We start from the raw sequence: 21962 nt of genomic DNA on the forward strand, positions 1-21962 counted from the left end.
GAAAACGCCGTGAAAACAAGCGCAAAAGCAAGCGCAAAGATCCGCGGCGCGCTCAATCTATCCCCGCTACAATGAGGTCTCTGACTCCTCCGGGAGTCGTCACCCGGACTTCATCATCAACCTGTTTTCCCACAAGCGCCCTGCCAATGGGCGAAGTGACGGAAATAAGGCCATTGTCCGGGTCGGTCTCGTCCGGGCCGACGAGCTGGTATCTGGTCTCATCCCCCGTCTCAACATCTTCAACCGTAACGGTGAGGCCGAAAACCACCTTGTCTCTGTTCTTTATCTGGGCGGGGTCTATGATTTCCGCAAGGCTGATTTTCGCCTCAAGATCCTGTATTCTGCCCTCAACCATTGACTGCTTGTTCTTCGCCGTTTCATACTCGGCGTTTTCGGACAGGTCTCCCAGACTGCGCGCGTATTGAATCTGCTTTATGACCTCTGGGCGCTCAACATTTTTGAGATGCTCAAGTTCACGTTTGAGTTTTTCGTAACCGCCCGGCGTTATGGGAACTCTTTCAGCCATTTCAATCAAACCTCTCCATACACTCTATAGAATAGCGCCTTAATTCTCAAAATCCTGCAACGCGACCACCGAGAGCCCCTCTCCCGACACCATCTCCGCTATCGCGCCCGCCGCCGCCCGCGCGCCCTCAACGGTGGTGAAATAGGCGATGGAGTTCATAAGGGAGGTGCGCCGGATTGAGAACGATTGAAGCACCTGCTCTTTGCCCGTCGTGGTGTTGATGACGAGTTGGATGCCGCCGTTTTTGAGAAGGTCAACAATGTTGGGACGCCCCTCTTTGACTTTCTTGACCGCAGAGCACGAAACGCCGCATGAGGAAAGAAACCGCGCCGTGCCCGCCGTGGCGGCAATTTCAAAACCCGCGCTCTCAAGACGCCGGGCAATGTCAGCGAGGGCGTCGTTTTTGTCTTCGTCCCGAACGCTTATAAACGCCGTTCCCGAAACGGGAAGCGGGTTTCCCGCAGCGATTTGAGACTTCGCAAAAGCCCTGTCGCCGTCCTCATCCATGCCCATAACCTCGCCCGTGGATTTCATCTCCGGGCCCAGTATGGTGTCCACTCCGGGGAAACGCGCAAACGGGAAAACGGACTCTTTGACGCAAAACATCCGGGGCGCGGTCTCCTTTGCGAGGCCCGCCTCCTCAAGGGTCATGCCGGACATGACGCGCGTCGCCACCTTGGCAAGCGGCACTCCGATTGCCTTGCTGACAAACGGCACGGTTCTGCTTGCGCGCGGGTTGACCTCAATGATGAAAACCTCCCCGCCGCGCACGGCGAACTGGACGTTTACAAGCCCGCGAACACCCAGCGCAAGCGCGAGCGCCTTTGTCTGCGCCGTTATTTCGCGGGCGGTGTCTTCGCTCATCGCCACCGGAGGCGTAATCATCGCGCTGTCGCCGGAGTGAACTCCCGCCTCCTCTATGTGCTCCATTATCGCGCCGACCACAACATTTTTGCCGTCGCAAACGGCGTCCACATCCACCTCGCCGGAGTGTTTCATAAATTCGTCTATAAGTATGGGGCGGTTCGGTGAAACCTTTGCCGCCTCGTTTATGTAGCGCACAAGGTCGCGCTCTTTATAGACTATTTCCATCGCCCTGCCGCCAAGCACGTAGGAGGGGCGCACCACCACGGGGTAGCCGATCTCCGCCGCCTTGCGTGCCGCGTCTTCGGGGCTTTTTGCTATCGCGCCGCCGGGCTGTTTGAGACCCAGTTGTGAAACCAGTTCATTGAACCGCTCCCTGTCTTCGGCAAGGTCTATGCTGTCGGGAGGAGTTCCCATTATTTTCACGCCGCGCTTCTCAAGCGGGACGGCAAGGTTGAGCGGCGTCTGCCCGCCGAAATTGACGATAACGCCTTCGGGCTTTTCCCTGTCAATAATTGACAGCACATCCTCAAACGTCAGCGGCTCAAAATAAAGGCGGTCGGAGGTGTCGTAATCCGTGCTCACGGTTTCGGGATTGCAATTAACCATTATGGTTTCATACCCGCGCTCCTTCATCGCCATTGCCGCGTGAACGCAACAGTAGTCAAACTCTATGCCCTGCCCTATTCTGTTGGGCCCGCCGCCGAGAATCATCACCTTTTTTGAATCGCCGGGCGGGGCCTCGCTCCGGCTGTCGTAGGTTGAGTAAAGATACGGCGTGTAGGATTCAAACTCCGCGGCGCAGGTGTCAACCATTTTATAGGAGGGAAGTATTCCGAGCCTCGCGCGTTCGTCTCTGACCTCATCTTCGGTTATGCCGACAAGCGAAGCGATGGCGACATCGGAAAAGCCCTTTTCCTTGGACTCTCTCAGGACATCCGGGGGCGGCGGCGAACCGGCATGTTTTTTGATAACGTTTTCCTGCTCAACAATTTGGGCAATGTTGCGGATAAACCACGGGTCTATGGAGGAAAAGCGGTGGATTTCATCCTGCCCGAAGCCGAGGCGCAATGCGTCCGCAACGAGCCACAAACGGTTCGGCCCCGGTGTGCCGAGGCCCTGCCTCACCTGTTCGGGGTCGCCGGAAACCGGCTCAAAAAAGGCGCGGTCGGCCTCAAGAGACCTCATCGCCTTTTGCAGCGACTCCTTGAAAGTTCTGCCAATCGCCATTGCCTCGCCGACTGATTTCATCTGGGTCGTGAGAACCGAAGACGCGTCCGGAAATTTCTCAAAGGCAAACCGGGGAATTTTAGTAACAACATAGTCTATTGCGGGCTCAAACGAGGCGGGAGTGTATCGCGTTATGTCGTTTGATATTTCGTCAAGCGTGTATCCCACGGCTAATTTGGCGGCGATTTTCGCTATGGGGAAACCGGTCGCCTTTGAGGCGAGCGCGGAGCTTCTTGAAACGCGCGGGTTCATTTCAATAACAACAAATTCGCCGTTTTCGGGGTTAACGGCGAACTGTATGTTTGAGCCGCCCGTGTCAACTCCTATCTCCCTGATGATTGCGACGGACGCGTCTCTGAGGGATTGATACTCTTTGTCCGTAAGCGTCTGCGCGGGCGCGACCGTTATGCTGTCTCCGGTGTGAACCCCCATGGGGTCAAGGTTTTCAATGGAGCAGATAATGACCACGTTGTCTTTGAGGTCTCTCATTACCTCAAGTTCAAACTCTTTCCATCCTAAAACGGACTCTTCAATCAGGATTTCGCTTATGGGGCTGGAATCAAGCCCCGCCCCGGCGTAGTCGGGGAATTCCTCTCTGTTGTAGGCGATGCTGCCGCCGCTGCCGCCGAGGGTGAAGGAAGACCGGATAATTGCCGGAAAGCCAATCTCCTCAACCACGTCCCACGCCTCGCGCATGTTGTGGGCGAGGCCGCTTTTCGGCGTCCGCAGACCGATACTCAAAACGGCTTCCTTGAACTGTTCCCTGCTTTCCGCCTTGTTTATGGCGTCAAGGTTTGCCCCGATGAGTTTGACTCCGAACTTTTCAAGGGTTCCGTCTGCGGCAAGCGCAACGGCCGTATTGAGCGCCGTCTGGCCGCCGAGGGTGGGCAGAAGGGCGTCCGGGCGTTCTTTTTCAATGATCTTTGCAACGGTTTTCGGCTCTATCGGCTCTATGTAGGTGCGGTCGGCCACCGAGGGGTCGGTCATTATGGTGGCGGGATTGCTGTTGACGAGGATGGTTTTGTATCCGTCGCTTCTGAGCGCTTTGCACGCCTGAGTGCCGGAGTAGTCAAACTCGCACGCCTGACCGATAACTATCGGGCCGGAGCCGATTAGCAGTATGCTTTGTATATCCGTTCGTTTGGGCATGGGAGATTGGGGGTTAGTTTATAATGAACGGGAAGGGGCGCAAGGGGAGAGAATCACTTTCTTCATTTCTTGCTTCCCTTTCAGTGCTACGGTTGATTACTAATTGAAATCAGCGCTTGCAAGGTGTCAGAAACTCGCCTATATTTCTGACATGACAAGCATTAGCAACCAAATTCTGGCCCATGTCGGCGGATTGCCCGAAGGGGCGCCCGTCGCGGCCAAAAGCCTGCTCCATCTCGGCAAACGCGCTGCGGTGGATCAGGCCCTGTCGCGCCTTGCAAGGCGCGGGCGGTTGATTCGCGCCGGGCGGGGGCTTTATTTCCGTCCGGTCTCAACCCGCTTCGGCAAGCGGCCTCCCTCGGTGGAACTGGCAATCCGTGCGCTGGCCCGGCAGTGCGGAGAGGTCATCGTGTCCGGCGGCGCAGCCGCTGCAAACAATCTCGGACTTACAACTCAGGTGCCGGTGCGGTATATCTATCTGACATCGGGGCGCAGCCGCGAGATGAGCCTCGGCGGGCAGATTGTGGAACTCCGGCACGCTCCCCGCTGGCAACTGGCTTTGGCTGGTCGTCCCGCCGGGCAGGCGGTCCGCGCGCTGGCTTGGTTAGGCCCGGAGGAAACCGGCGCGGCGCTTGAAAAACTGAAGCGCGTCCTCCCCTCCTCCGCTTTTAAGGAACTGGTTGCCGCCACACCGCAACTGCCGACATGGTTGGCCTTGAGTGTCAACAAGGTGGCGCATGGCTGAGAGATTCATGGGTTTGTCCGCGAGGAGTCGGCGTAATGCGCTGGAAGTCGCGGCTACGAAGTCCGGACGGCCCGCTCACTTGCTTGAAAAGGATGTTTGGGTTGTTTGGGCGTTGCAAACCCTTTTTGAATCGCCGTTTGGAGAACATCTGGTTTTCAAGGGCGGCACATCTTTGTCCAAAGCGCATAATGTAATCAAGCGTTTTTCGGAAGATGTGGATATTACCTATGACATTCGGAAAATTATTCCGGACTTGATAGGCGCAGATGGTGAGGCGCTACCTAAAACGGGCAGTCAAGAGAAGCGCTGGTCCAAAGAAATTCGGAAACGTCTGCCGGATTGGGTTACAGGGTCTGTGCAACCGCAGATAGACCGAACCATTCGTCAAGAAGAACTAAATGCTACGACGAGCGCGGAAAATGACAAACTGTTTATCAAATACAAACCTGCAATAGCCGGGTCAAATTATGTTGCCCCTCGGGTAATGCTTGAATTCGGGGCGCGCTCAACAGGCGAACCGGCGAGTGTTCATGGAGTAACTTGTGATGCCGCCGACTTGCTTGATGACGGGCTGGTATTCCCAATTGCGCGTCCCAATACGATGAAAGCGGAGCGCACTTTCTGGGAAAAAGCCACGGCGATTCACGTCTACTGCCTTCAAAAGAGACTCAGAGGAAAACGCTTCTCGCGGCACTTTTACGACCTTGTCAAACTGGATGATGCGGGTATCGCTGACTCCGCAATAAGTGACAGGGATTTAGCCCGGAGTGTTGCAAAGCACAAGAGCGTATTTTTTGCTGAAAAGGGAGATGATGGCAAGATCATTGATTACGAGGCCGCTGTTAGTGGAGGGCTGTGCCTTGTGCCGAAAGGCGCTGCGAGAGACAGTTTGAGAGAGGACTACGAAGATATGATTGATGACGGTTTATTATGGGAAGAAGTTGAGGATTTTGAAAGTCTTTTGGATCATTGTTCAAGTATCGTTGCCCGTGCCAATGGTAGGTGAATATAGACCTCTCCCGTCATTCCGAGCGATCCAGAGAGGGCAAGGGGAATTCCCCGTTGACAGAAACGGCTGTTACTATTAGGTTTTCCGCCATTCAATTAAACAATGACAGGAGTGGGCGAGAGATGGAAAAAATAGCAAGCGATGATAGGAAAACGGCGTTGATACGGGCGGCAGAGGATGGCGATACCAAAGCAATATGGGAATCACTGGAAGCAGGGGCGGATATAGAGGAAACAGAAGATAATAAAGGCTGGACACCTCTAATGCGGGTAGCGGCTGACGGAAACACTAAAGCAATACTGGCATTGCTGGAAGCGGGAGCAGACATAGAAGCAAGGGATAGATACGGCGGGACGGCTCTGATGAAGGCAGTGAAAAAAGGACATACCAAAGCAATAAGGGTATTGGTAGAAGCAGGGGCGGATATAGAAACGAGGCATAATGGTGGTTGGACGGCTTTTGACCTGTGGAAAGAGAGAGAGGAAAATGAGAGAAAAAATCAGGTGGCACTGATGTCGGCCTTTGGACTGGGGGAAGAGAAAGGGAAGAGACAGGAGATATCAAACTTACTCAGGCCAACAAGTCTAAGAGGTGACAAAACAAATATCGACAAATCTTACATAAAAGTGGATGACTCGAACGCTCATAGAGTTTCTTTCTCTACAGAAGCGGAGTTGGAAAATTTTCTTTGTTCACATTGGGAGAACACTGTCTTTGGCAAGGGCTTTGACATTTACAGAGACACGGAAGGGCGAAGCGGTAAGCAATACCCTACAGACTTGGAAGAACGGATTGATATTCTTGCTATAAGCAAAGACAGAAAAACCTTTCTTGTAGTTGAACTGAAAGTGAGCAAAGCCCCCGATACCGTTGTCGCGCAATGCCAGCGCTACATTGGCTTTGTCAAAGAGAAATTGGCAAAGAAGAGTCAGGTAGTCCGAGGCGTAATAATCGCCACAGAAAAAGACAAGAAGGTGGAAAGATCCTTGTCAGAAGTGTCTAACATTGACTTCTGCACATACAAGATTGACTATGGGGCTGTTCATCTTGAGAAGGTTGAGTAAGAATCTTCTTACTGCCTATAACATTCGATGCCTAACCCGCTACGCTGTTACAAATCATGAAGTTCCGTAACAGCATTCATGTAACTTTCACAATCGCCATCTCTCTTGTAACTTTTGCCACCTCTTTTGTAGATTGTGCCGTCCTTTGCCATACCATATATTACTTTGCTCAACCGTATCAAACCTGATTTGCTACAGAATTTTCTCAGGTCCGTTATCTTATATACTAATGCTTTATTCATTATAAATTCTCCTTGAATCACCCACCTATGCGATGTATGACTCATCTCTAAATTAAGCACGGACAGCCACTTGTCAAGAAGAAGTGCCAACACTTACTTTCAAGTAGGGCTTACTCTGCTCAAAAAATTTCTGTCCCACCCCCTCTGGATTCCTTGTCGGAGCAAGGAATGACGTAAAGGTGGCTCCGCTACCACCGGATTTCACCCCGTCTGACCCGCAAAAAGCGATTTCAGAAAGAAGGCTTCAACCATTCGGGAGAGTAGCAGTCAACATAAAGGGTTGCCCGTAATAAGACCTGCTTGATATAATAGTTTTGTAAAGAAAGTGCTATGAGTGTGGGCAAAGATGACACTAAAGATGTAGTTAACCCGCTACTTCAAAACGCGATATCTTCAATCCAATTGGGATTGCAAGACTTTGAATCTGATGATAAGCGTCGCATCATTTCTGCTACACGTAACCTTTACTCTGGGGTGCTTCTGCTCTGTAAGGAAGTTCTGCGTAGACTGTCACCTCCAGAATCTAAAGATGTGCTCATTTTCGCCAAGAAACAAGCAAAAAAACAGGCCGATGGCACCATAATATTCGTTGGTGCTGGCAGAAATACTGTTGGTCGCCTTGAAATAGAAGAATGCTTCAAACAACTTCAAATACAAGTCAATTTATCAAAACTAGGTCGCCTTGGGAAAATTCGCAATGAGATAGAACACAAACACCCTAACCATGCACCCGCACTAATCCAAGAAGCGGTCGCGGATGCAATGCCGATTATTCGCGATGTGATTGTGAATCAACTTGAAACTTCTCCGCCTCAACTTTTAGGTAAGCAAGCATGGAATATATTGCTTGGAGAAGCGGAAGTTTTGAAGAGAGAGCAAGATGCTTGTAGGGAAAGTTTCAATAAGGTCGTTTGGGGAAGTGCAACTATAGAACGCTCATTAAACGATTTCCATTGCCAGAAGTGCTCGTCTACACTAATTAAAAACAACAACAAGACAACCATTCATCCTGAGGACTTGATTTTAGTGTGCTCTGAATGTGATGAGAAATCGGATATAGATAGTGTAATAGAGGTAGCATTAGAAGAAAGTCTCCGGGGAGACAATTACATCGCTATAAAAGATGGCGCCGGACCAGTAATAGATACGTGTCCCGAGTGCTTCAAGGAAACTTATGTTTTCGCAGAAGGTCAGTGCCTTAATCCGTATTGCGACTTCACTTTGTCAGACAAAAACTGTGGCATTTGCGGACAAGAGTTGACTCTGGATGACTACCTACATAGCAATGGTAGCCTGTGTAGTTATCACTTTGATACGATGTCAAAGGATGATTGATTATCATTGTGGCATGTCTTCTCGCCTACAATTGACATAGATTGACTATTCAAAACCTACACAACGCCGATCACCCTTCATGTATAACAATTTGCCCCACCCACTCTGGATTCCTTGTCGGAGCAAGGAATGACAGGAAGGTAGGCTTCTGCGCCCGCCACCTTTAAGCCAGTCAGATTCACAAGAAATGGTTTCAGAAAAAAGACTTCAACCATTCTTGGTAGAGTAGCAGTTTGCCACCGAGGAAACAGTCATTGTCATTATGGTGGCGGGGTTGCCATTGACATATCTCCCCTATTTATTACAATCAGCAAAACCAACCTGTTCAGGAACAACCCTTTTGAAAACCATCAAACAGCACGCTTCCATTTTCATCTTGCGGGTAGCAATCTGTTTTGCCGTTGCATTGCTGTCGCTTGGCTTTGCGGCAACTCCAGCGGAGGCCCAAGAACAGGCCGGGTTCTCCATCGCGGACGCCCATGCGGTTGAGGGCGAAACAATGATTTTTGAAGTAACGATTAGTCAGGCGCAGACGGAAACGGTTATGGTGAATTATGCAACCGCCGATGCCACTCCGGTATCAGCAACGGCGGGAACTGACTATACGGCAACAAGCGGCACACTGATGTTTGCACGCGGTGAGACCACAAAGACAATAGGGGTGGCGATTGTCGATGACTCAGAAAATGAGGACATTCCTGCTAACGTGGGAGTTTCGTCGGGAACTGTGGATGAACGATTTCTGGTCAGACTGTCAAGTCCGAGCGGGGAATTGAATCTCATTCGTAGTGAGGCAACGGGCACCATTCTGGATAATGAGGGCACATTGGCAACAGTCAGTGCGAGTAGCGCTGTCGTTACGGAAGGCGGGTCAGTATCATTCACATTTGCCGTCGCGCGGAGCGCGGCTGAAAGTTCATATAACTTTACCCTTAATTACGACCTCAATATCAGTGACGGCTACATGGGGAGTTTCAGTCCCAGTGGAGTAGACCCCTCCACTCCGCACATTCGCAGAGATAACACCATAGTTTGGTTCACCTACAATGTGGCGGACAATAACATTCCCCAGTCCAACGGGTTTATAACAATCGCCCTCATCCCGAAGGACCCAAGAGAGCAGTTTTCCTACGGTGTAGGCGAACAAAACACCGTTACCGTAGAAATTATTGACAATGACCGCGCATTCTCAATCTCGCCGGTCGCACCGACTGTGAGTGAAGATGCGGACAGTATTACTCTAACTGTAGCGCTGAATACGGAGATAAACGAAGAGGCCTCGGTGCAATATACAACCTCGGACGGAACGGCGGAGGAACCCGGCGACTACACGGACACATCGGGGACACTGAATTTTGCTACGGGAGAAACGGAGAAAACTATAATGATTCCGATCTTGCCGGACACTGTTTACGGAGAGGAAGACGAGACATTTACGGTAACTCTGTCGGGCGAAATGGGGGCTGGCATCCAAACAGCAACGGCAACAGTTACTATCACTGACGCTGATGACAGTCCACCTGTTCTTACGGTTGATGATGTTTTTGCAAGCGAAGGAGAAACACTGACCTTCACCGCGCGTTTGACGGACGGAAGCAACAATCCGGCTACTTCCGTCAATGATGTAACCTTCACTTGGCAGACCCTCACACAAGGGTCTACGGTGGGACGCTATACAAGCGCCCCCGCCACTACGCTGACCATTAATGCGGGACAGGCGGAAAGAATGTTCACCGTGGACACGACCGGAAACACGGAACAGGATGGTAACGGCGTGGTCATTGTTCAATTATCAAACCTGACGGGCGCGAGTTTCATCGGTGACCCGGCTCCCGACACCGTAACGGCGACCGGAACGATACGGGATGATGAAACCCTGGTCACGGAGGAAGCCAACAAAGCCGTTTTGCCGCAAGCGGCGGCCGTTGCCGCATTACAGACGGCGAAAACCGTAGGCGGCAGAGTGAATGCGGCTTTTGACGGTCTGGGAAACAACGGTGTTTCCGTGCATGGGAGGGGATGGAAACAATTCCTTGCGGCGGAAGCGGCAAGGAAAAACGAACGGGCGGAGTTGCCCAATTTGGAACTGCCTGACCTTGCATTTGCGTTTGCGGCTAAAAATGGCGGATGGATTGTCGACTCCGGAGGCCCGTTTGACCGTTTGGGCGTCTGGGGACGTGGCTACTACAAGGCGTTTGAGGTGGAAGACAAAAACAATGCACCAGACTTTGACGGTAGCATTGTCGGCGGAATGATAGGGGCGGACACGCTTTTGACGGACAATGTGCTTGCGGGCATCGGTTTCAACCTTTTTCAGACCGCCGCTGATTACGAAACGGGCGGCGGCGTAGCCGATCCGAAAGGCACGCACGAGATGTTTGTGTGGAGTGTTCACCCGTATTTCGGCTGGCGTCCCGACACCCGGATGACGTTCTGGGGAACAGTAGGCTACGGAATGGGAGACAACGAAACGACGGAAACCGGAGGCGACACCCGCAAAAGGAATGTGATGTATATGATGGCGGGAGCGGGCGGAAGCGGTCTTTTGTATGAAGCCGCCATCGGCGGCGGAACGGTTAGGGTTAATGCAATCGGCGACCTTGTACTCGCCCGGATTTCGGAAGACAATGGAATTGATTCCGATGCCGGAACGGTTCGTTGCGGATTTGAGGGTGAGTTTGAGACGGCAATGTCAGGCGGCTCTTCGGCCGGTGTTTCAGTTGAGTTGGCGTATCGCGGCGATTTTGGAGACACGGTTGGCGGAAGCGGCCTTGAGGGTGGCGGCGGTGTGAACTTCCGAGTCCCGTCCGCGGGAGTAACCGTTAATGTTGACGGTCGTTATCTTGTGTACCACAGCGAGGAAGTAAGCGAATACGGCTTTTCCGGCAATGTTCTCTGGTCGCACGGAAGCACGGGCCCCTATGCATTGTTCTCTCCGAAATGGGGCGCAACGAATGACCGCAGAGATGATCTTTGGGAAAACGGTGCAAACGGTCGCCAGATAGAAGCGGAGACCGGAGAGAGGCGTTACAACTTTGAAGCTGGTTACAGCATTGCTCTTCCGGAGGAGAGGGGCATTCTGAAAATCTTCGCAAGAAGCGAGATGGAATTGAGGTCAACGGTTGTCCGTTCGGGCGGAATCAATTTTAAGACAAACAACGGCCTGAGTGCCGGATTTGAGACCGTTTCCCGTATAGGCGAAACACCGGAGCACCGGGGTTACTTGCGCTACAGCGGAATGTTTTAAGTCAGCACGAATTCGTCTGCTGTTGTCCGCATGTCCGTCTTTTGCCCTCGCAAAAGAGTTAACATGTTGATTTAACCCGCCTTAATCTCATACAACACATCAACAGTATCAGATAACATCCTGCCATGCATAACGAATTACCGTTCACCAATGAACCCGATGTCTGCTGTCCAATGGCGTATTTGAACCGAAACAGGCATCTTTCAACAGCGCGAACCGCCTCGCGCCAGCCTTCAAAATTCACACTTCCTTTCCTGACCTGAATCCGCTATCTCTCTTTCATTGTCAGCTTGGCTCAGTATCTATCATCTCAACCAACTGAATAAGATTCCCGCAGGTATCATCGAACACCGCCACGCGAACCGGCCCCGCATCCACCGGTTCTTGAACAAAGTTCACGCCCCGGTCGCCGAGTCTTTTCCGCTCTGCATCAAGATTGTCCACTTGAAAAGAGTGCGCCGGAATGCCATCGGAAACCAGCGCATCCTTGTAGGGTTTAACGGCAGGATGGCTGCTTGGCTCAAGTAACACTTCCGTTCCCTCAGGGTCTTCACCGGACACGACAGTCAACCAGCGATTTTCACCCAAAGGAATATTGTTCTTAACCTTGAAGCCAAGAATATCAGTGTAAAACCTCTCCGCTTTGTCCTGGTCATCTACAAAGACGCTGGTCACATAAACTTTCATTACATGCCCGCCAAAACCGTCACGCCGTCTTGTCTCCGGAGTAAATGTTTCCGCCCTTTTCCTTGAACTCTTTCGCCTTGTCTTCAAGACCCTTGCGGACGGCGGCTTTTTCGGAAACTCCCCGCTCTTTCGCATATTCCCTTATCTGCTGCGTTATCTCCATTGAGCAGAACTTCGGCCCGCACATGGAACAGAAATGCGCGCTCTTGGCGTTGTCTGAGGGGAGCGTCTCATCGTGATATTCCCGCGCGGTTTCAGGGTCAAGAGAGAGATTGAACTGGTCGTTCCAGCGGAATTCAAAACGCGCCTTGCTGAGCGCGTCATCCCGGACGCGGGCAAGCGGATGCCCCTTTGCAAGGTCAGCCGCATGCGCGGCGATCTTGTAGGCGATAACGCCTTCCTTCACATCCTGTTTGTTTGGCAGCCCCAGATGCTCCTTGGGGGTAACATAGCAAAGCATTGCCGTCCCGTGCCTGCCTATTTCCGCCGCCCCGATGGCCGAGGTTATATGGTCATAGGCGGGGGCAATATCGGTTGTAAGCGGGCCAAGCGTATAGAAAGGCGCTTCACCGCAGACCTCCGCCTCCCTGTCAACATTTTCCTTTATCAGATTCATCGGTATGTGTCCGGGGCCCTCAATCATTACCTGAACATCGTTTTCCCACGCCTTTTTTGTAAGTTCGCCGAGGGTTTGGAGCTCCGCAAACTGCGCCGCGTCATTGGCGTCCGCTATTGAGCCGGGCCTCAGGCCGTCTCCCAGAGAAAAAGACACGTCGTAAGCCCTCATAATTTCGCATATCTCCCCGAAGTTCTCGTAAAGGAAATTTTCCCTGTGGTGCGAAAGACACCACTTTGCCATTATTGAACCGCCGCGCGACACAATGCCCGTAAGCCGCTCCGAGGTGAGCGGTATGTATCTGAGAAGCACTCCGGCGTGTATGGTGAAATAATCAACCCCCTGCTCCGCCTGCTCTATTAGGGTGTCCCGGTAGATTTGCCATGTGAGTTCCTCCGGACTGCCCGAAACCTTCTCAAGCGCCTGATATATCGGGACTGTTCCGACCGGAACGGGAGAGTTGCGTATTATCCACTCTCTGGTTTCGTGTATCCGTTTGCCCGTTGAAAGGTCCATTATCGTGTCCGCGCCCCAGCGGCACGCCCACACCGCTTTTTCCACCTCTTCCTCAACGCTTGATGTTACAGCCGAGTTGCCTATGTTGGCGTTCACCTTCACAAGGAAGTTGCGCCCTATCACCATCGGCTCTGATTCGGGATGATTGATGTTGCTTGGAATTATCGCCCTGCCCCGCGCCACTTCATCGCGGACAAACTCCGGGTTTGAGTTCTCCCTTATAGCCGCATACTCCATCTCCTGAGTGATGACGCCCCGGCGGGCGTAAGCCATCTGGGTCACCCTGTTTGCGCCTTTCGCCCTGAGCGGGCGGCGGGCGGAAAACCCGTTGCCTCCGGGCGCGCCCCCGGCGGCGGGTTCAACATCCCCCCTTTCCTCTATCCACTTGCGCCTCCGGGGCTCAAGGCCCCCGTGAACGTCTATGCTCGCTTCAGGGTCGGTGTAGGGGCCGCTTGTGTCGTAAATGTCAACCGGCGGGTTCGGAAGCCCGTTTGTGGGCTCAAGACGGACGCGCCTCATTGCCACACGCAAACCGCCGTGCAGTTCTCCCTCAACATAAACCTTCTCCGAACCCGGAAAAGGACGCCGCTCAATTGATGTTTCCGCCATGCCGCTTCCGTCCGCGAGAATATACCACACCGGCGCGGGCAGTGTAGAATTAAACCATGGGCGAAGCATTGATTCTTGGCATAGAGTCATCCTGCGATGAAACCTCCGCATCGGTGGTCAGAAACGGCGGGGAGGTGCTCTCAAACATTGTTTCGTCTCAAGTGTCGCAGCACAGGCCGTTTGGCGGAGTGGTGCCGGAACTCGCATCGCGAAGCCACCTTGAGGCAATCATCCCCGTTTTGCGGGAAGCCCTTGACACCGCGGGCGCGCGGCTGCGCGACATGGACGCGATAGCGGTAACGCAGGGTCCCGGTCTGCTGGGCTGCCTGCTGATAGGGCTTACTTCGGCAAAGGCGCTCAGCGTCGCGCTGGACAAGCCGCTTGTCGCGGTCAACCACCTGCACGCCCACGCCGCGTCCGTCGCCGTGGAGGGCGGGGTTGAAGTTCCGTTCATAGCCCTTGTGGTGTCCGGCGGGCACACCACCCTGTTTCTTGTCAGGACGCTCACGGAGTTTGAGGTTCTCGGCACAACGCGCGATGACGCGGCGGGCGAGGCGTTTGACAAAGGGGCAAAGGCGCTCGGCCTCGGATATCCGGGCGGGGCGGAGATAGACCGGCTCGCAAAAAGCGGAGACCCTTCAAAGATCCGTTTCCCGCGCCCTCTCGCGGATACGGACACGCTGTGGTTCAGTTTCAGCGGGCTTAAAACGGCGCTGGCGTACGGAATAGAAAGAGACGGCCCGCCGGACGCCGGGGAACTTCCTCATGTATGCGCGGGTTATCAGGAGGCGATAGTTGACTCGCTTATCGGGAAATCACTTCTCGCCGTCCGCAAAACCGGGGTGAAAAATTTCGCAATAACGGGCGGTGTCGCGTGCAATTCGCGGCTGAGGGAAAAGGCGGCGGAGGTGTTCAAAAGGGAAAACGTCCGCCTTGCAATTCCGTCTCCCTCCCTGTGCACGGACAACGCCGCCATGATAGCCGCGCTGGGTTTTCATCTGTTCAAAGAGGGGCGGATTGCTCCCCCTGAAGTCTCGGCGTTTTCCACCTCGCGGGTGAAGATCAGCCGGGGCGAAACGCGGTTTTAATCCGCAAAAAGAGTAACCCCCTCCCTTCTGGGATCAGCCCCTCCCCGGACTTTTCCGTCCGCAAACTCAAGCCCGTGAAGCCCGCTGGTGAGTTCACTTATCACCACCTCATGCCCCATTTCCCTCAAGGCGGGGGCGAGCAGTTCCGCCTCCGTGCCCCGTTCCAGTTCCGTTTTTCCGTTGCGGTTTACATAATGGGGGAGAGCAACGGCGGCCTGAACATCCAGCCCCCAGTCCAGAACGGCGACAACGGAACGGGCGACATAATTGATTATCCTGCTCCCGCCCGGAGAGCCGACAATGAGACGGAGATTCCCCTCTTCATCAAACACAATCGTGGGAGACATTGAACTCCGGGGTCTCTTGCCGGGCCGGACGCGGTTGGCAACCGGGCAGCCGTCTTTGCCGGACGGGGAAAATGAAAAATCCGTAAGTTGGTTATTCAGCAGAAACCCGTCCGTCATCACTCCCGAACCGAACGCCTTCTCTATGCTTGAAGTCATTGAAACGGCGTTGCCCCGTCCGTCAACAACCGATATATGGGTTGTTGACGGAAACTCAAGCGGGCCGCCCCGCATTGCCGCGCATCCCGGTATTCCCGCCGCCGCGCCGCCCATGTCTTTTTGAGCGTCTATGAGACGCGACCGCTTTTGAAGGTATTGCGCATCGGTCAACCCGGCGACCGGAACATGGTGAAAATCGGGGTCGGCAATGTGAACGTTCCGGTCGGCGTAGGCAAGGCGCGCCGCCTGCGTGAAAAGGTGCGCCGCCTTTGCGGACATCGGGTCCAAAGACGCCATGTCAAACCGCTCAAGCATTTTCAGGATTTGAAGAACCGTCATCCCTCCCGAAGTCGGAGGCCCCATTCCGCAAACAAGATATGAGCGGTATGAGCCGCAAACGGGCTCGCGCTCTTTGGCTTTGTAACCGCGCAAATCCGAAACGGAAAGCCCGCCGCCCGCCCTCTTAACCTCCCGGACAAGTTTTCGCGCTGTGCGTCCGCGATAAAAAGCGCGGGGTCCTTTCCGCGCCACTTTGGACAAAACATTCGCAAAAGCCGGATTTTTCAAAACCGAGCCGGGGGCGGGAGGTTCTCCCGAAGCGGTAAGGAAATATGAGCGGGACTTCTCATATTTGCCGAGCCCTTCACGATTTTTTCCGACCATTTCACTCAAGCGCGGGGAAACGGCAAAACCCCGTTTTGAGAGGCGGAATGCCGGTTCAAAAAGAGTTTTCCACTTCAGCCTCCCGTGCTTCCGGTGCGCTTTTTCAAGCATGGCAAGCAGCCCCGGCGTTCCGACAGAGCGCCCGTCTGCGGCGGCGTCCGCCCACCGCATCGGGCTTCCCTCATCGGTGAAAAGATTTTCGTCCGCCGAGCGGGGCGCGGTTTCCCTTCCGTCAAAAGTCGCAAGTTTTTTCGCCCCGCCGTCCCAGTGAAGCATAAACGCGCCGCCGCCCACACCCGAAGCCTGCGGTTCAACGAGGTTCAAAACCATCTGCGCCGCTATCGCCGCGTCAACCGCCGAGCCGCCCTTGCGGAGAATCTCAACCCCCGCCCGCGCGGCGTGCGGGTTTGCCGCGCTCACCGCCCCGCCCCCCGAACCGGAAGCCGGCGGCGGAAGCAGAAAAAGTAAAAGAAACAGCGGAAAAAACCGCCCGCGCAGGTCAAACTTCATAATCAACAACGCGCCGGTCAGTGGCGACGCCCTTCAAAAACTCCGCCACCTTCACATGGTCGGGATGGCTCTGGTAGGCGGCAAGGGCGGCGGCGTCATCAAATTCCGAATACAGAACCACATCCGCCGCAAAATCCGAAGGGTTGAAGTTTACGCCCGCTTCAATCGCCCTTATCTGCGGAATTTTCTCCTTCAGCCCCTCAAGCGCCGCCTTGAGCGCGGGCGCGTTTTGCCTACTGTCTTTGAGTTTCCACATCACTATGTGTTTTATCATCCGTTTCCTCCCCGGGGGTTTCCCCGTTTGATTTTGATTTGATGACCACCCAGAGCCGCCGCTGCGTGTGCCTTCCCCACGAGGGCAGAACGAACACAAAGCCGCCGTTCATAAACGAGCCGCCGCTGCCGTAAAAGACGCACTCAATCTTGCCGCCGTCCTCTTTGCTGAAAGCCACCTTGCCGCTTTCAACCAGTTCGGTGGGCTCGGAATTGACCGCGGCCTCTTCACGGGAAGACTCTATTGCCATGCGCCCTTTGCCCGGTTCAATATCCGCCGTGAACGGGATGAGCCAAACCCTGTCTCCGGCGATGAGAACATAGTGGGGCTTTTCAGTCTCTTTTTTATACAGAAAGAAGTCCTTCATTTTCAATCAGAATTATTGCCAGACCTTTAAGAGTCAGCAAGTCGTCAACCTCCGAAACGCTCCGGCACTCCCCGCAGACGGCGCGGGCAAACCCGCCCGTGGCAACCACCCGCGCGCGGGGCGCGCCCATCTCCCCGACCATTGCTCCGGTCATGCCGTCAACCATGCGCGCGTAGCCAAACATTGTGCCGGAGCGGACGCAGTCTTCCGTGGTTTGCGCAAGAGGAGACGGGGGAAAGTCAAAACCCGTATCCGGAAGGGCGGGGGCGGCGGAAAGAGCCGCGCGGAAAGAGCCGAGGCCGGGGGCTATCGCGCCGCCCATATAGACGCCTTTGTCTGAAACGCAGTCAAAGGTTGTTGCCGTCCCGAAGTCAACCGCAACGCATGCGCCCCCGCAAATTGCAAACAGGGCGGCGGCGTTTGCGAGCCGGTCAATACCCAGAGTCTCGGGGGTTTTGTAGGTGTGCGTGAGGCCGGTTTGCATTGAGCAGTCCGCCACGAGGGGGCGCAGGCCGAGGGCGGACTCAACCATTGCCGCCGTCCTGTCCGAGTATTTTTCTCCGGCGACCGAGCCGATAACCGCGCCTGATATGCCGCCGCCGAGGGTTTGAAGGGCGCGGGCGAGCGAGTCCGGTTCTGCAAGCGGCGCGTCCGCGCGCGCCGCCGTCTCCCACCGCTCCATATCTGCGGAGCAGTTGCGGAAAACGGCGAGAGAGGCGTTTGTGTTGCCTATGTCAACCGCCAGAATGCTTTTATCCTGTTTCAAAACCGTATAGATTGTAACACTGCGGCGGCATTGGCAAGCCGTTTCTACACATAACAAGGAGAAAAACATGGCTGAGAAGAAGCCCGATTTTGATGTGCGGACTGTGGAAAGGAAGATAGGGGAAGGCGTATTTTCCAAAAAAGATTACAAGAAGGCGCTTAGTGAAATCCCCGATTCAGGCGAAAACGCGGAGTTTGTTCCGATTGACGAAGACGGCGGCGAAGAGGCTGCGGCCGCTCCCGCTGAAGAAAGCAAATGAAGAAGTGGCAATACAAGGTTGTGCCTCTCAGGGGCGAGGTTGAAGACCCGTCCAATCACAGTGTTGATGTTTCTGTTGAAGGCGGCAAAGTGAAATCCGAGAAGTTGCGCGGCGGAATGGAGAAGGCGTTGAATGACCTCGGAAACAAGGGCTGGGAACTGGTCTGTTCGCTTGGCGAGTTTGCGCTTTTGAAGAAAGAGAAGTAGCGGGAATTTGTGTCCGAAATTCCTCTTGCATTAGCGATTAGACGGCGTTATATTAGCGATTGGACGGCAATAGATTAGCGATTAGACGGTAATAAATTAGCGATTAGACGGCATTATATTAGCGATTAGACGCTGTTTGATTAGCAATCAGCCGCCCTGTGAGGATGCTGTAATGTATAAGCGCTACGCCACTCAAGACATAAAAACCGCTCTGGCGGATACGCCTGTGGTATTCATTATGGGCGCCCGTCAATCCGGAAAAACCACCCTGACCAAAACGCTCATATCCGAAATGGGCGAATCTGACTGGACCTATTTGACTCTGGATGACCAGACGCAGTTTGCAACAGCCGGGGCAGACCCGGTTGGCTTCATCCGAAACCTGCCGGACACCCGCATTGCCCTTGACGAGGTGCAACGCGCGCCCTCTTTGTTTGCCGCCATCAAACAGGCCGTGGATGAAAAGCGGACGCCGGGGCGTTTTCTGCTGACCGGCTCCGCCAACGCCTTTCTGTTGCCCAAGTTGTCGGACTCTCTCGCGGGGCGTATAGAAGCGGTGCGTCTGATGACTTTGTCGGAGTGCGAGTTGCAGGAGAGCAAGCCCCGTTTCCTCGGCAAACTGCTGAAAGGGAAAGCGCCTTCCACCCGGCAGACGCGGGTAAGGGAGCATCTTGTGCGGCGGCTGGTCTCCGGTTGCTTTCCGGAGCCCTTGCAGCGCAAGGGAGAGGCGCGGCGGCGGGCATGGTATCAGCAATATCTGAATTCGCTGATTCAGCGCGACCTCCGCGACCTGTCGCGCGTAGAACACCCCGCCCGGATGCTGAATCTTGTCAAGTTGGCGGCGTTGCATTCCGGCAATCTGGTCAACTTGAGCGAGTGGAGTAACAAGTTGGGTTTGAGCAGGGAAACAGTAAAAAAATATCTGGCGCTTTTGGAGCAGTTGTTTCTGCTGGAACTGTTGCCCGCATGGCATTCAAACGAATCCAAGCGGCTGGTGAAAACCCCCAAGTTGCATTTGGCTGATACCGGTATGATATGCGCCGTCAGCGGACAGAGCGAAGAGCGTCTGAGCAAAGAGCCGACCCGTATGGGGCCATTGCTTGAGACCTTTGTCTATAATGAATTGCGTAAACAGGCGACTTGGATGGGAAAGGCCGGAGAGCCCTTGCGGTTTTACCACTACCGCGACAAGAACAAGACGGAGGTGGATGTAATCATGGAGACCCTTGGCGGCGACTGTTTAGCCGTTGAGGTTAAAGCCACCGCCACCTTGACTAATCGGGATTTCGCCGGATTGAAGAGGTTTCAGCAGATTACCGGGAAGCGTTTCCGAATAGGCGTCATTCTTTATGACGGAGACCACACAACCGCTTTCGGCGAGAATCTCTACGCAGTTCCGATTGCCGCGCTTTGGTCATAGGATTTCGCGTTTCTGTTCTTCGCTTACGTTCTCAAAATACAGTTCGGCGGCTTCCTTGAGCATTTCAACCGCTTCCTCCGCCGTGTCGCCGCAACTTGCTATGCTTGTGCCTCTGAGAACGGAAACAAAACTGTCTCCCTCTTTCCATACAAGAGCCACAAACTTGCCGTTATTCATATTTCACCACCTCCGATGTGAGATTGATTGTAATGCTCGGAACGACAAGGTCAAACTTGGTTGTGGTAGGCAAGCGCAAGGTGTTCTCTGCATCTTGTGCAACTGGCATGGAATCCAGAGGGGATGGGGGAGGATGGCTTTGTCTGGTCATTCATTAATTTCCCGTTGCCCATTGCAAACATTCCATACAGCCTTGTTTTGCTGGTAAGTTATTGGCTTCTTATGTCCAAGGCGAGCACAAGAACCAAGCAACAAACCAATAGCCAGTTGGTTGTAGTAGATAACAGAGAGACTAAAGTCTCCGACTTCCTCAAAAAAAGCATGAAGCCGGGAAACTCTCTCTCAATCGTATCAGCCTACTTCTCCATATATGGGTATGAAGTACTGAAAGACAAACTGGACACCGCTAACAAAGTAAGGTTTCTATTCGGTGACCCTAGTTCCGTGGAGAGCGTTGACCCGGAACAGAAGGAACTCAATCCCTTCTTTATTTCAGAAGCTGGCCTTGAAGCAGTCAACCAACTCAACCAAAAATCTTTGGCGAAAGAATGCGCCAAGTGGATTGAAGAGAAAGCGGAAGTGAAGTCAGTAACTTCAAACTTTGTTCATGGAAAGATGTATCACATTCAGAACGGGAACGATACCATTGCGATATCCGGCAGTTCAAATTTTACAAAGTCCGGTCTTGGAGAAGGCGTAAGACCTAATATAGAAATCAATGTTGTTCCTTCCGATTCCAGTGACCGCGAGGCTCTCAAGGCATGGTTTGATAAGATCTGGAACAACAGCCTTCTTGTTCAAGATGTCAAAAAGAGCGTTTTGGGCAAACTGGAGAAACTATACGAAGACCAGTCTCCGGAATTCATATACTTCAAAACCTTGTTCCATATTTTCAATAAGGAAATCAAAGAAAGAGAAAAACAGGAAATCTCATTAAAAGATGTCCATCTTTACGACCATCAAATATGGAAAAAACTCTATAAGTTCCAAAAAGAAGGTGCAAAAGGAATAATAAATAAGTTACGAAAATATAACGGTTGCATTCTGGCAGATAGCGTTGGCCTCGGTAAGACTTATACCGCCCTTGCCGTAATCAAATACTTTGAGCTCATCGCCGATAAGAAGGTTTTAGTTCTTTGTCCCAGAAAACTATCTGAGAACTGGAACTTGTATCGGGCTAGTGCCAATTACAAACACAACCCGTTTACTGAGGACAAATTTTCCTACTCTTTACTTGCACACACCGATTTAGGTAGGGAATCAGGACAATCCGGTGAAGTTAATCTTTCCAATTTCAATTGGGGAAATTTTGGTTTGGTGGTCATAGACGAATCTCATAACTTCCGAAACGCGCCTAAAGATAGAAAAGATGAAGAGGGAAACATAATAAAACGCAGTCGCTACAACCAACTGATTGAAGAAGTTATAAAGAAAGGCTCAAGAACAAAGGTCCTTATGCTGTCCGCGACACCTGTCAATACGGCTTTGACTGATTTACGAAACCAAATTGAGTTGATGACAGAAGCAAATGATAAATACTTTAGCAAGTCATTAAAAATTACAAGTCTCAAAAGGTTGCTAAATGAAGCGCAGAAACAATTTAAAAAATGGGAGTCTGTGCCAAATCGCAACAAGTCTGACCTATTGAAAGAACTCGGCGCTGATTTCCTACGATTGATTGACGGGGTGTCAATCGCGAGGTCGCGAAAACACATAAAACGGCATTATGTTGATTCCATGGAGGAAATAGGAGGTTTTCCAAAACATGAGAATCCTCAAAATGAGTATCCTCAGACAGACACGCAAGGTGAGTTATCTTACGAGGATTTGAATGAGAAGATAGAAAAATTTGCTCTCTCGGTCTATCTTCCGTCCAAATACTTGATTGAC

The 21962-nt window shown here is 53.0% G+C and carries 20 protein-coding genes; 10 read left to right on the forward strand and 10 right to left on the reverse strand.

Annotated features, from left to right (window positions below; genetic code table 11):
* Positions 1–52: 52 nt before the first annotated feature.
* Together greA and carB are read right to left on the reverse strand one after the other, a co-directional pair.
* Positions 53–526, reverse strand: coding sequence for a transcription elongation factor GreA (gene greA / locus OXF42_02470; protein ID MCY4046961.1), 474 nt, complete (start codon positions 524–526; stop codon positions 53–55).
* A 39-nt stretch (positions 527–565) separates the two neighbouring features.
* Entirely contained in the window at positions 566–3769 is a 3204-nt protein-coding gene (gene carB / locus OXF42_02475) for a carbamoyl-phosphate synthase large subunit (GenBank protein ID MCY4046962.1), read from the reverse strand.
* A gap of 151 nt (positions 3770–3920) precedes the next feature.
* Between carB and OXF42_02480 the strand changes: the two genes are divergently transcribed.
* From OXF42_02480 to OXF42_02490, 3 genes are all read left to right on the forward strand, one after another.
* The gene (locus OXF42_02480) at positions 3921–4514 is read left to right on the forward strand and encodes a DUF6088 family protein (protein ID MCY4046963.1); all 594 of its coding nucleotides are present in this window, start codon (positions 3921–3923) and stop codon (positions 4512–4514) included.
* Positions 4507–5520, forward strand: a complete 1014-nt coding sequence (locus OXF42_02485) for a nucleotidyl transferase AbiEii/AbiGii toxin family protein (GenBank protein ID MCY4046964.1) — start codon at positions 4507–4509, stop codon at positions 5518–5520. Before OXF42_02480 ends, OXF42_02485 begins: the two co-directional genes overlap by 8 nt.
* A 125-nt stretch (positions 5521–5645) precedes the next feature.
* The gene (locus OXF42_02490; protein ID MCY4046965.1) at positions 5646–6587 is read left to right on the forward strand and encodes an endonuclease NucS; all 942 of its coding nucleotides are present in this window, start codon (positions 5646–5648) and stop codon (positions 6585–6587) included.
* Between the two features lie 47 nt (positions 6588–6634).
* On the opposite strand, the gene OXF42_02495 is transcribed toward OXF42_02490, so the two are convergent.
* Positions 6635–6760: a hypothetical protein gene (locus OXF42_02495; protein ID MCY4046966.1), complete on the reverse strand. Its 126-nt coding sequence runs from the start codon at positions 6758–6760 to the stop codon at positions 6635–6637.
* A 399-nt stretch (positions 6761–7159) separates the two neighbouring features.
* Here OXF42_02495 and OXF42_02500 point away from each other — a divergent pair, with 399 nt between their 5' ends.
* Complete coding sequence (locus tag OXF42_02500; GenBank protein MCY4046967.1) at positions 7160–8164, forward strand: hypothetical protein; 1005 nt, start codon at positions 7160–7162, stop codon at positions 8162–8164.
* 340 nt (positions 8165–8504) lie between these two features.
* The gene (locus OXF42_02505; protein MCY4046968.1) at positions 8505–11411 is read left to right on the forward strand and encodes an autotransporter domain-containing protein; all 2907 of its coding nucleotides are present in this window, start codon (positions 8505–8507) and stop codon (positions 11409–11411) included.
* A 285-nt stretch (positions 11412–11696) separates the two neighbouring features.
* Here OXF42_02505 and OXF42_02510 read toward each other — a convergent pair whose 3' ends face one another.
* Both OXF42_02510 and thiC read right to left on the reverse strand, forming a co-directional pair.
* On the reverse strand, positions 11697–12098 hold the full coding sequence (locus OXF42_02510) for a VOC family protein (GenBank protein ID MCY4046969.1): 402 nt from the start codon (positions 12096–12098) through the stop codon (positions 11697–11699).
* A gap of 19 nt (positions 12099–12117) precedes the next feature.
* Positions 12118–13839 (reverse strand): phosphomethylpyrimidine synthase ThiC, encoded by a 1722-nt coding sequence (gene thiC, locus OXF42_02515; protein MCY4046970.1) that lies wholly within the window; start codon positions 13837–13839, stop codon positions 12118–12120.
* 56 nt (positions 13840–13895) lie between these two features.
* Here thiC and tsaD point away from each other — a divergent pair, with 56 nt between their 5' ends.
* Positions 13896–14927, forward strand: coding sequence for a tRNA (adenosine(37)-N6)-threonylcarbamoyltransferase complex transferase subunit TsaD (gene tsaD, locus OXF42_02520; GenBank protein MCY4046971.1), 1032 nt, complete (start codon positions 13896–13898; stop codon positions 14925–14927).
* On the opposite strand, the gene ggt is transcribed toward tsaD, so the two are convergent.
* Genes ggt through OXF42_02540 form a run of 4 tightly spaced genes read right to left on the reverse strand, consistent with a single transcriptional unit; the run spans position 14924 to position 18010 of the window.
* On the reverse strand, positions 14924–16603 hold the full coding sequence (ggt, locus tag OXF42_02525; protein MCY4046972.1) for a gamma-glutamyltransferase: 1680 nt from the start codon (positions 16601–16603) through the stop codon (positions 14924–14926). The genes tsaD and ggt overlap by 4 nt on opposite strands.
* Positions 16593–16877: a Dabb family protein gene (locus OXF42_02530; GenBank protein MCY4046973.1), complete on the reverse strand. Its 285-nt coding sequence runs from the start codon at positions 16875–16877 to the stop codon at positions 16593–16595. The genes ggt and OXF42_02530 overlap by 11 nt, the downstream gene beginning before the upstream one ends.
* Positions 16837–17244 carry a hypothetical protein gene (locus OXF42_02535; GenBank protein MCY4046974.1) on the reverse strand — a complete coding sequence of 136 codons (408 nt, stop codon included), beginning with the start codon at positions 17242–17244 and terminating at the stop codon, positions 16837–16839. The genes OXF42_02530 and OXF42_02535 overlap by 41 nt, the downstream gene beginning before the upstream one ends.
* A complete protein-coding gene (locus OXF42_02540; GenBank protein ID MCY4046975.1) occupies positions 17222–18010 on the reverse strand; it encodes a type III pantothenate kinase in 789 nt (262 codons plus the stop codon). Before OXF42_02540 ends, OXF42_02535 begins: the two co-directional genes overlap by 23 nt.
* Before the next feature lie 67 nt (positions 18011–18077).
* On the opposite strand from OXF42_02540, the gene OXF42_02545 reads away from it, so the two are divergent.
* The 3 genes from OXF42_02545 to OXF42_02555 all read left to right on the forward strand — a co-directional run bounded on the left by OXF42_02545 (position 18078) and on the right by OXF42_02555 (position 19895).
* Complete coding sequence (locus OXF42_02545) at positions 18078–18269, forward strand: hypothetical protein (GenBank protein ID MCY4046976.1); 192 nt, start codon at positions 18078–18080, stop codon at positions 18267–18269.
* Positions 18266–18475: a hypothetical protein gene (locus OXF42_02550; protein ID MCY4046977.1), complete on the forward strand. Its 210-nt coding sequence runs from the start codon at positions 18266–18268 to the stop codon at positions 18473–18475. Before OXF42_02545 ends, OXF42_02550 begins: the two co-directional genes overlap by 4 nt.
* A 172-nt stretch (positions 18476–18647) precedes the next feature.
* Positions 18648–19895 carry an ATP-binding protein gene (locus OXF42_02555; protein ID MCY4046978.1) on the forward strand — a complete coding sequence of 416 codons (1248 nt, stop codon included), beginning with the start codon at positions 18648–18650 and terminating at the stop codon, positions 19893–19895.
* Here the strand turns inward: OXF42_02555 and OXF42_02560 are convergent.
* Positions 19890–20072 (reverse strand): type II toxin-antitoxin system HicB family antitoxin, encoded by a 183-nt coding sequence (locus OXF42_02560; protein ID MCY4046979.1) that lies wholly within the window; start codon positions 20070–20072, stop codon positions 19890–19892. The genes OXF42_02555 and OXF42_02560 overlap by 6 nt on opposite strands.
* A gap of 96 nt (positions 20073–20168) precedes the next feature.
* Between OXF42_02560 and OXF42_02565 the strand changes: the two genes are divergently transcribed.
* On the forward strand, positions 20169–21962 hold a 1794-nt coding region (locus OXF42_02565; GenBank protein MCY4046980.1), incomplete at its 3' end, for a phospholipase D-like domain-containing protein.

The organism is Candidatus Dadabacteria bacterium (genome assembly GCA_026708565.1).
Classification (GTDB): domain Bacteria; phylum Desulfobacterota_D; class UBA1144; order Nemesobacterales; family Mycalebacteriaceae; genus Mycalebacterium.

Bases quoted from the DNA above. Each gene is read 5' to 3' on its own strand.
- OXF42_02545 (MCY4046976.1), top strand. From the start codon at position 18,078: ATGGCTGAGAAGAAGCCCGATTTTGATGTGCGGACTGTGGAAAGGAAG.
- thiC (MCY4046970.1), bottom strand. From the start codon at position 13,839: ATGGCGGAAACATCAATTGAGCGGCGTCCTTTTCCGGGTTCGGAGAAG.
- OXF42_02485 (MCY4046964.1), top strand. From the start codon at position 4,507: ATGGCTGAGAGATTCATGGGTTTGTCCGCGAGGAGTCGGCGTAATGCG.
- greA (MCY4046961.1), bottom strand. From the start codon at position 526: ATGGCTGAAAGAGTTCCCATAACGCCGGGCGGTTACGAAAAACTCAAA.
- OXF42_02555 (MCY4046978.1), top strand. From the start codon at position 18,648: ATGTATAAGCGCTACGCCACTCAAGACATAAAAACCGCTCTGGCGGAT.
- carB (MCY4046962.1), bottom strand. From the start codon at position 3,769: ATGCCCAAACGAACGGATATACAAAGCATACTGCTAATCGGCTCCGGC.
- OXF42_02500 (MCY4046967.1), top strand. From the start codon at position 7,160: ATGAGTGTGGGCAAAGATGACACTAAAGATGTAGTTAACCCGCTACTT.
- OXF42_02560 (MCY4046979.1), bottom strand. From the start codon at position 20,072: ATGAATAACGGCAAGTTTGTGGCTCTTGTATGGAAAGAGGGAGACAGT.
- OXF42_02535 (MCY4046974.1), bottom strand. From the start codon at position 17,244: ATGAAGGACTTCTTTCTGTATAAAAAAGAGACTGAAAAGCCCCACTAT.
- OXF42_02480 (MCY4046963.1), top strand. From the start codon at position 3,921: ATGACAAGCATTAGCAACCAAATTCTGGCCCATGTCGGCGGATTGCCC.
- OXF42_02490 (MCY4046965.1), top strand. From the start codon at position 5,646: ATGGAAAAAATAGCAAGCGATGATAGGAAAACGGCGTTGATACGGGCG.
- tsaD (MCY4046971.1), top strand. From the start codon at position 13,896: ATGGGCGAAGCATTGATTCTTGGCATAGAGTCATCCTGCGATGAAACC.
- OXF42_02550 (MCY4046977.1), top strand. From the start codon at position 18,266: ATGAAGAAGTGGCAATACAAGGTTGTGCCTCTCAGGGGCGAGGTTGAA.
- ggt (MCY4046972.1), bottom strand. From the start codon at position 16,603: ATGAAGTTTGACCTGCGCGGGCGGTTTTTTCCGCTGTTTCTTTTACTT.
- OXF42_02530 (MCY4046973.1), bottom strand. From the start codon at position 16,877: ATGATAAAACACATAGTGATGTGGAAACTCAAAGACAGTAGGCAAAAC.
- OXF42_02510 (MCY4046969.1), bottom strand. From the start codon at position 12,098: ATGAAAGTTTATGTGACCAGCGTCTTTGTAGATGACCAGGACAAAGCG.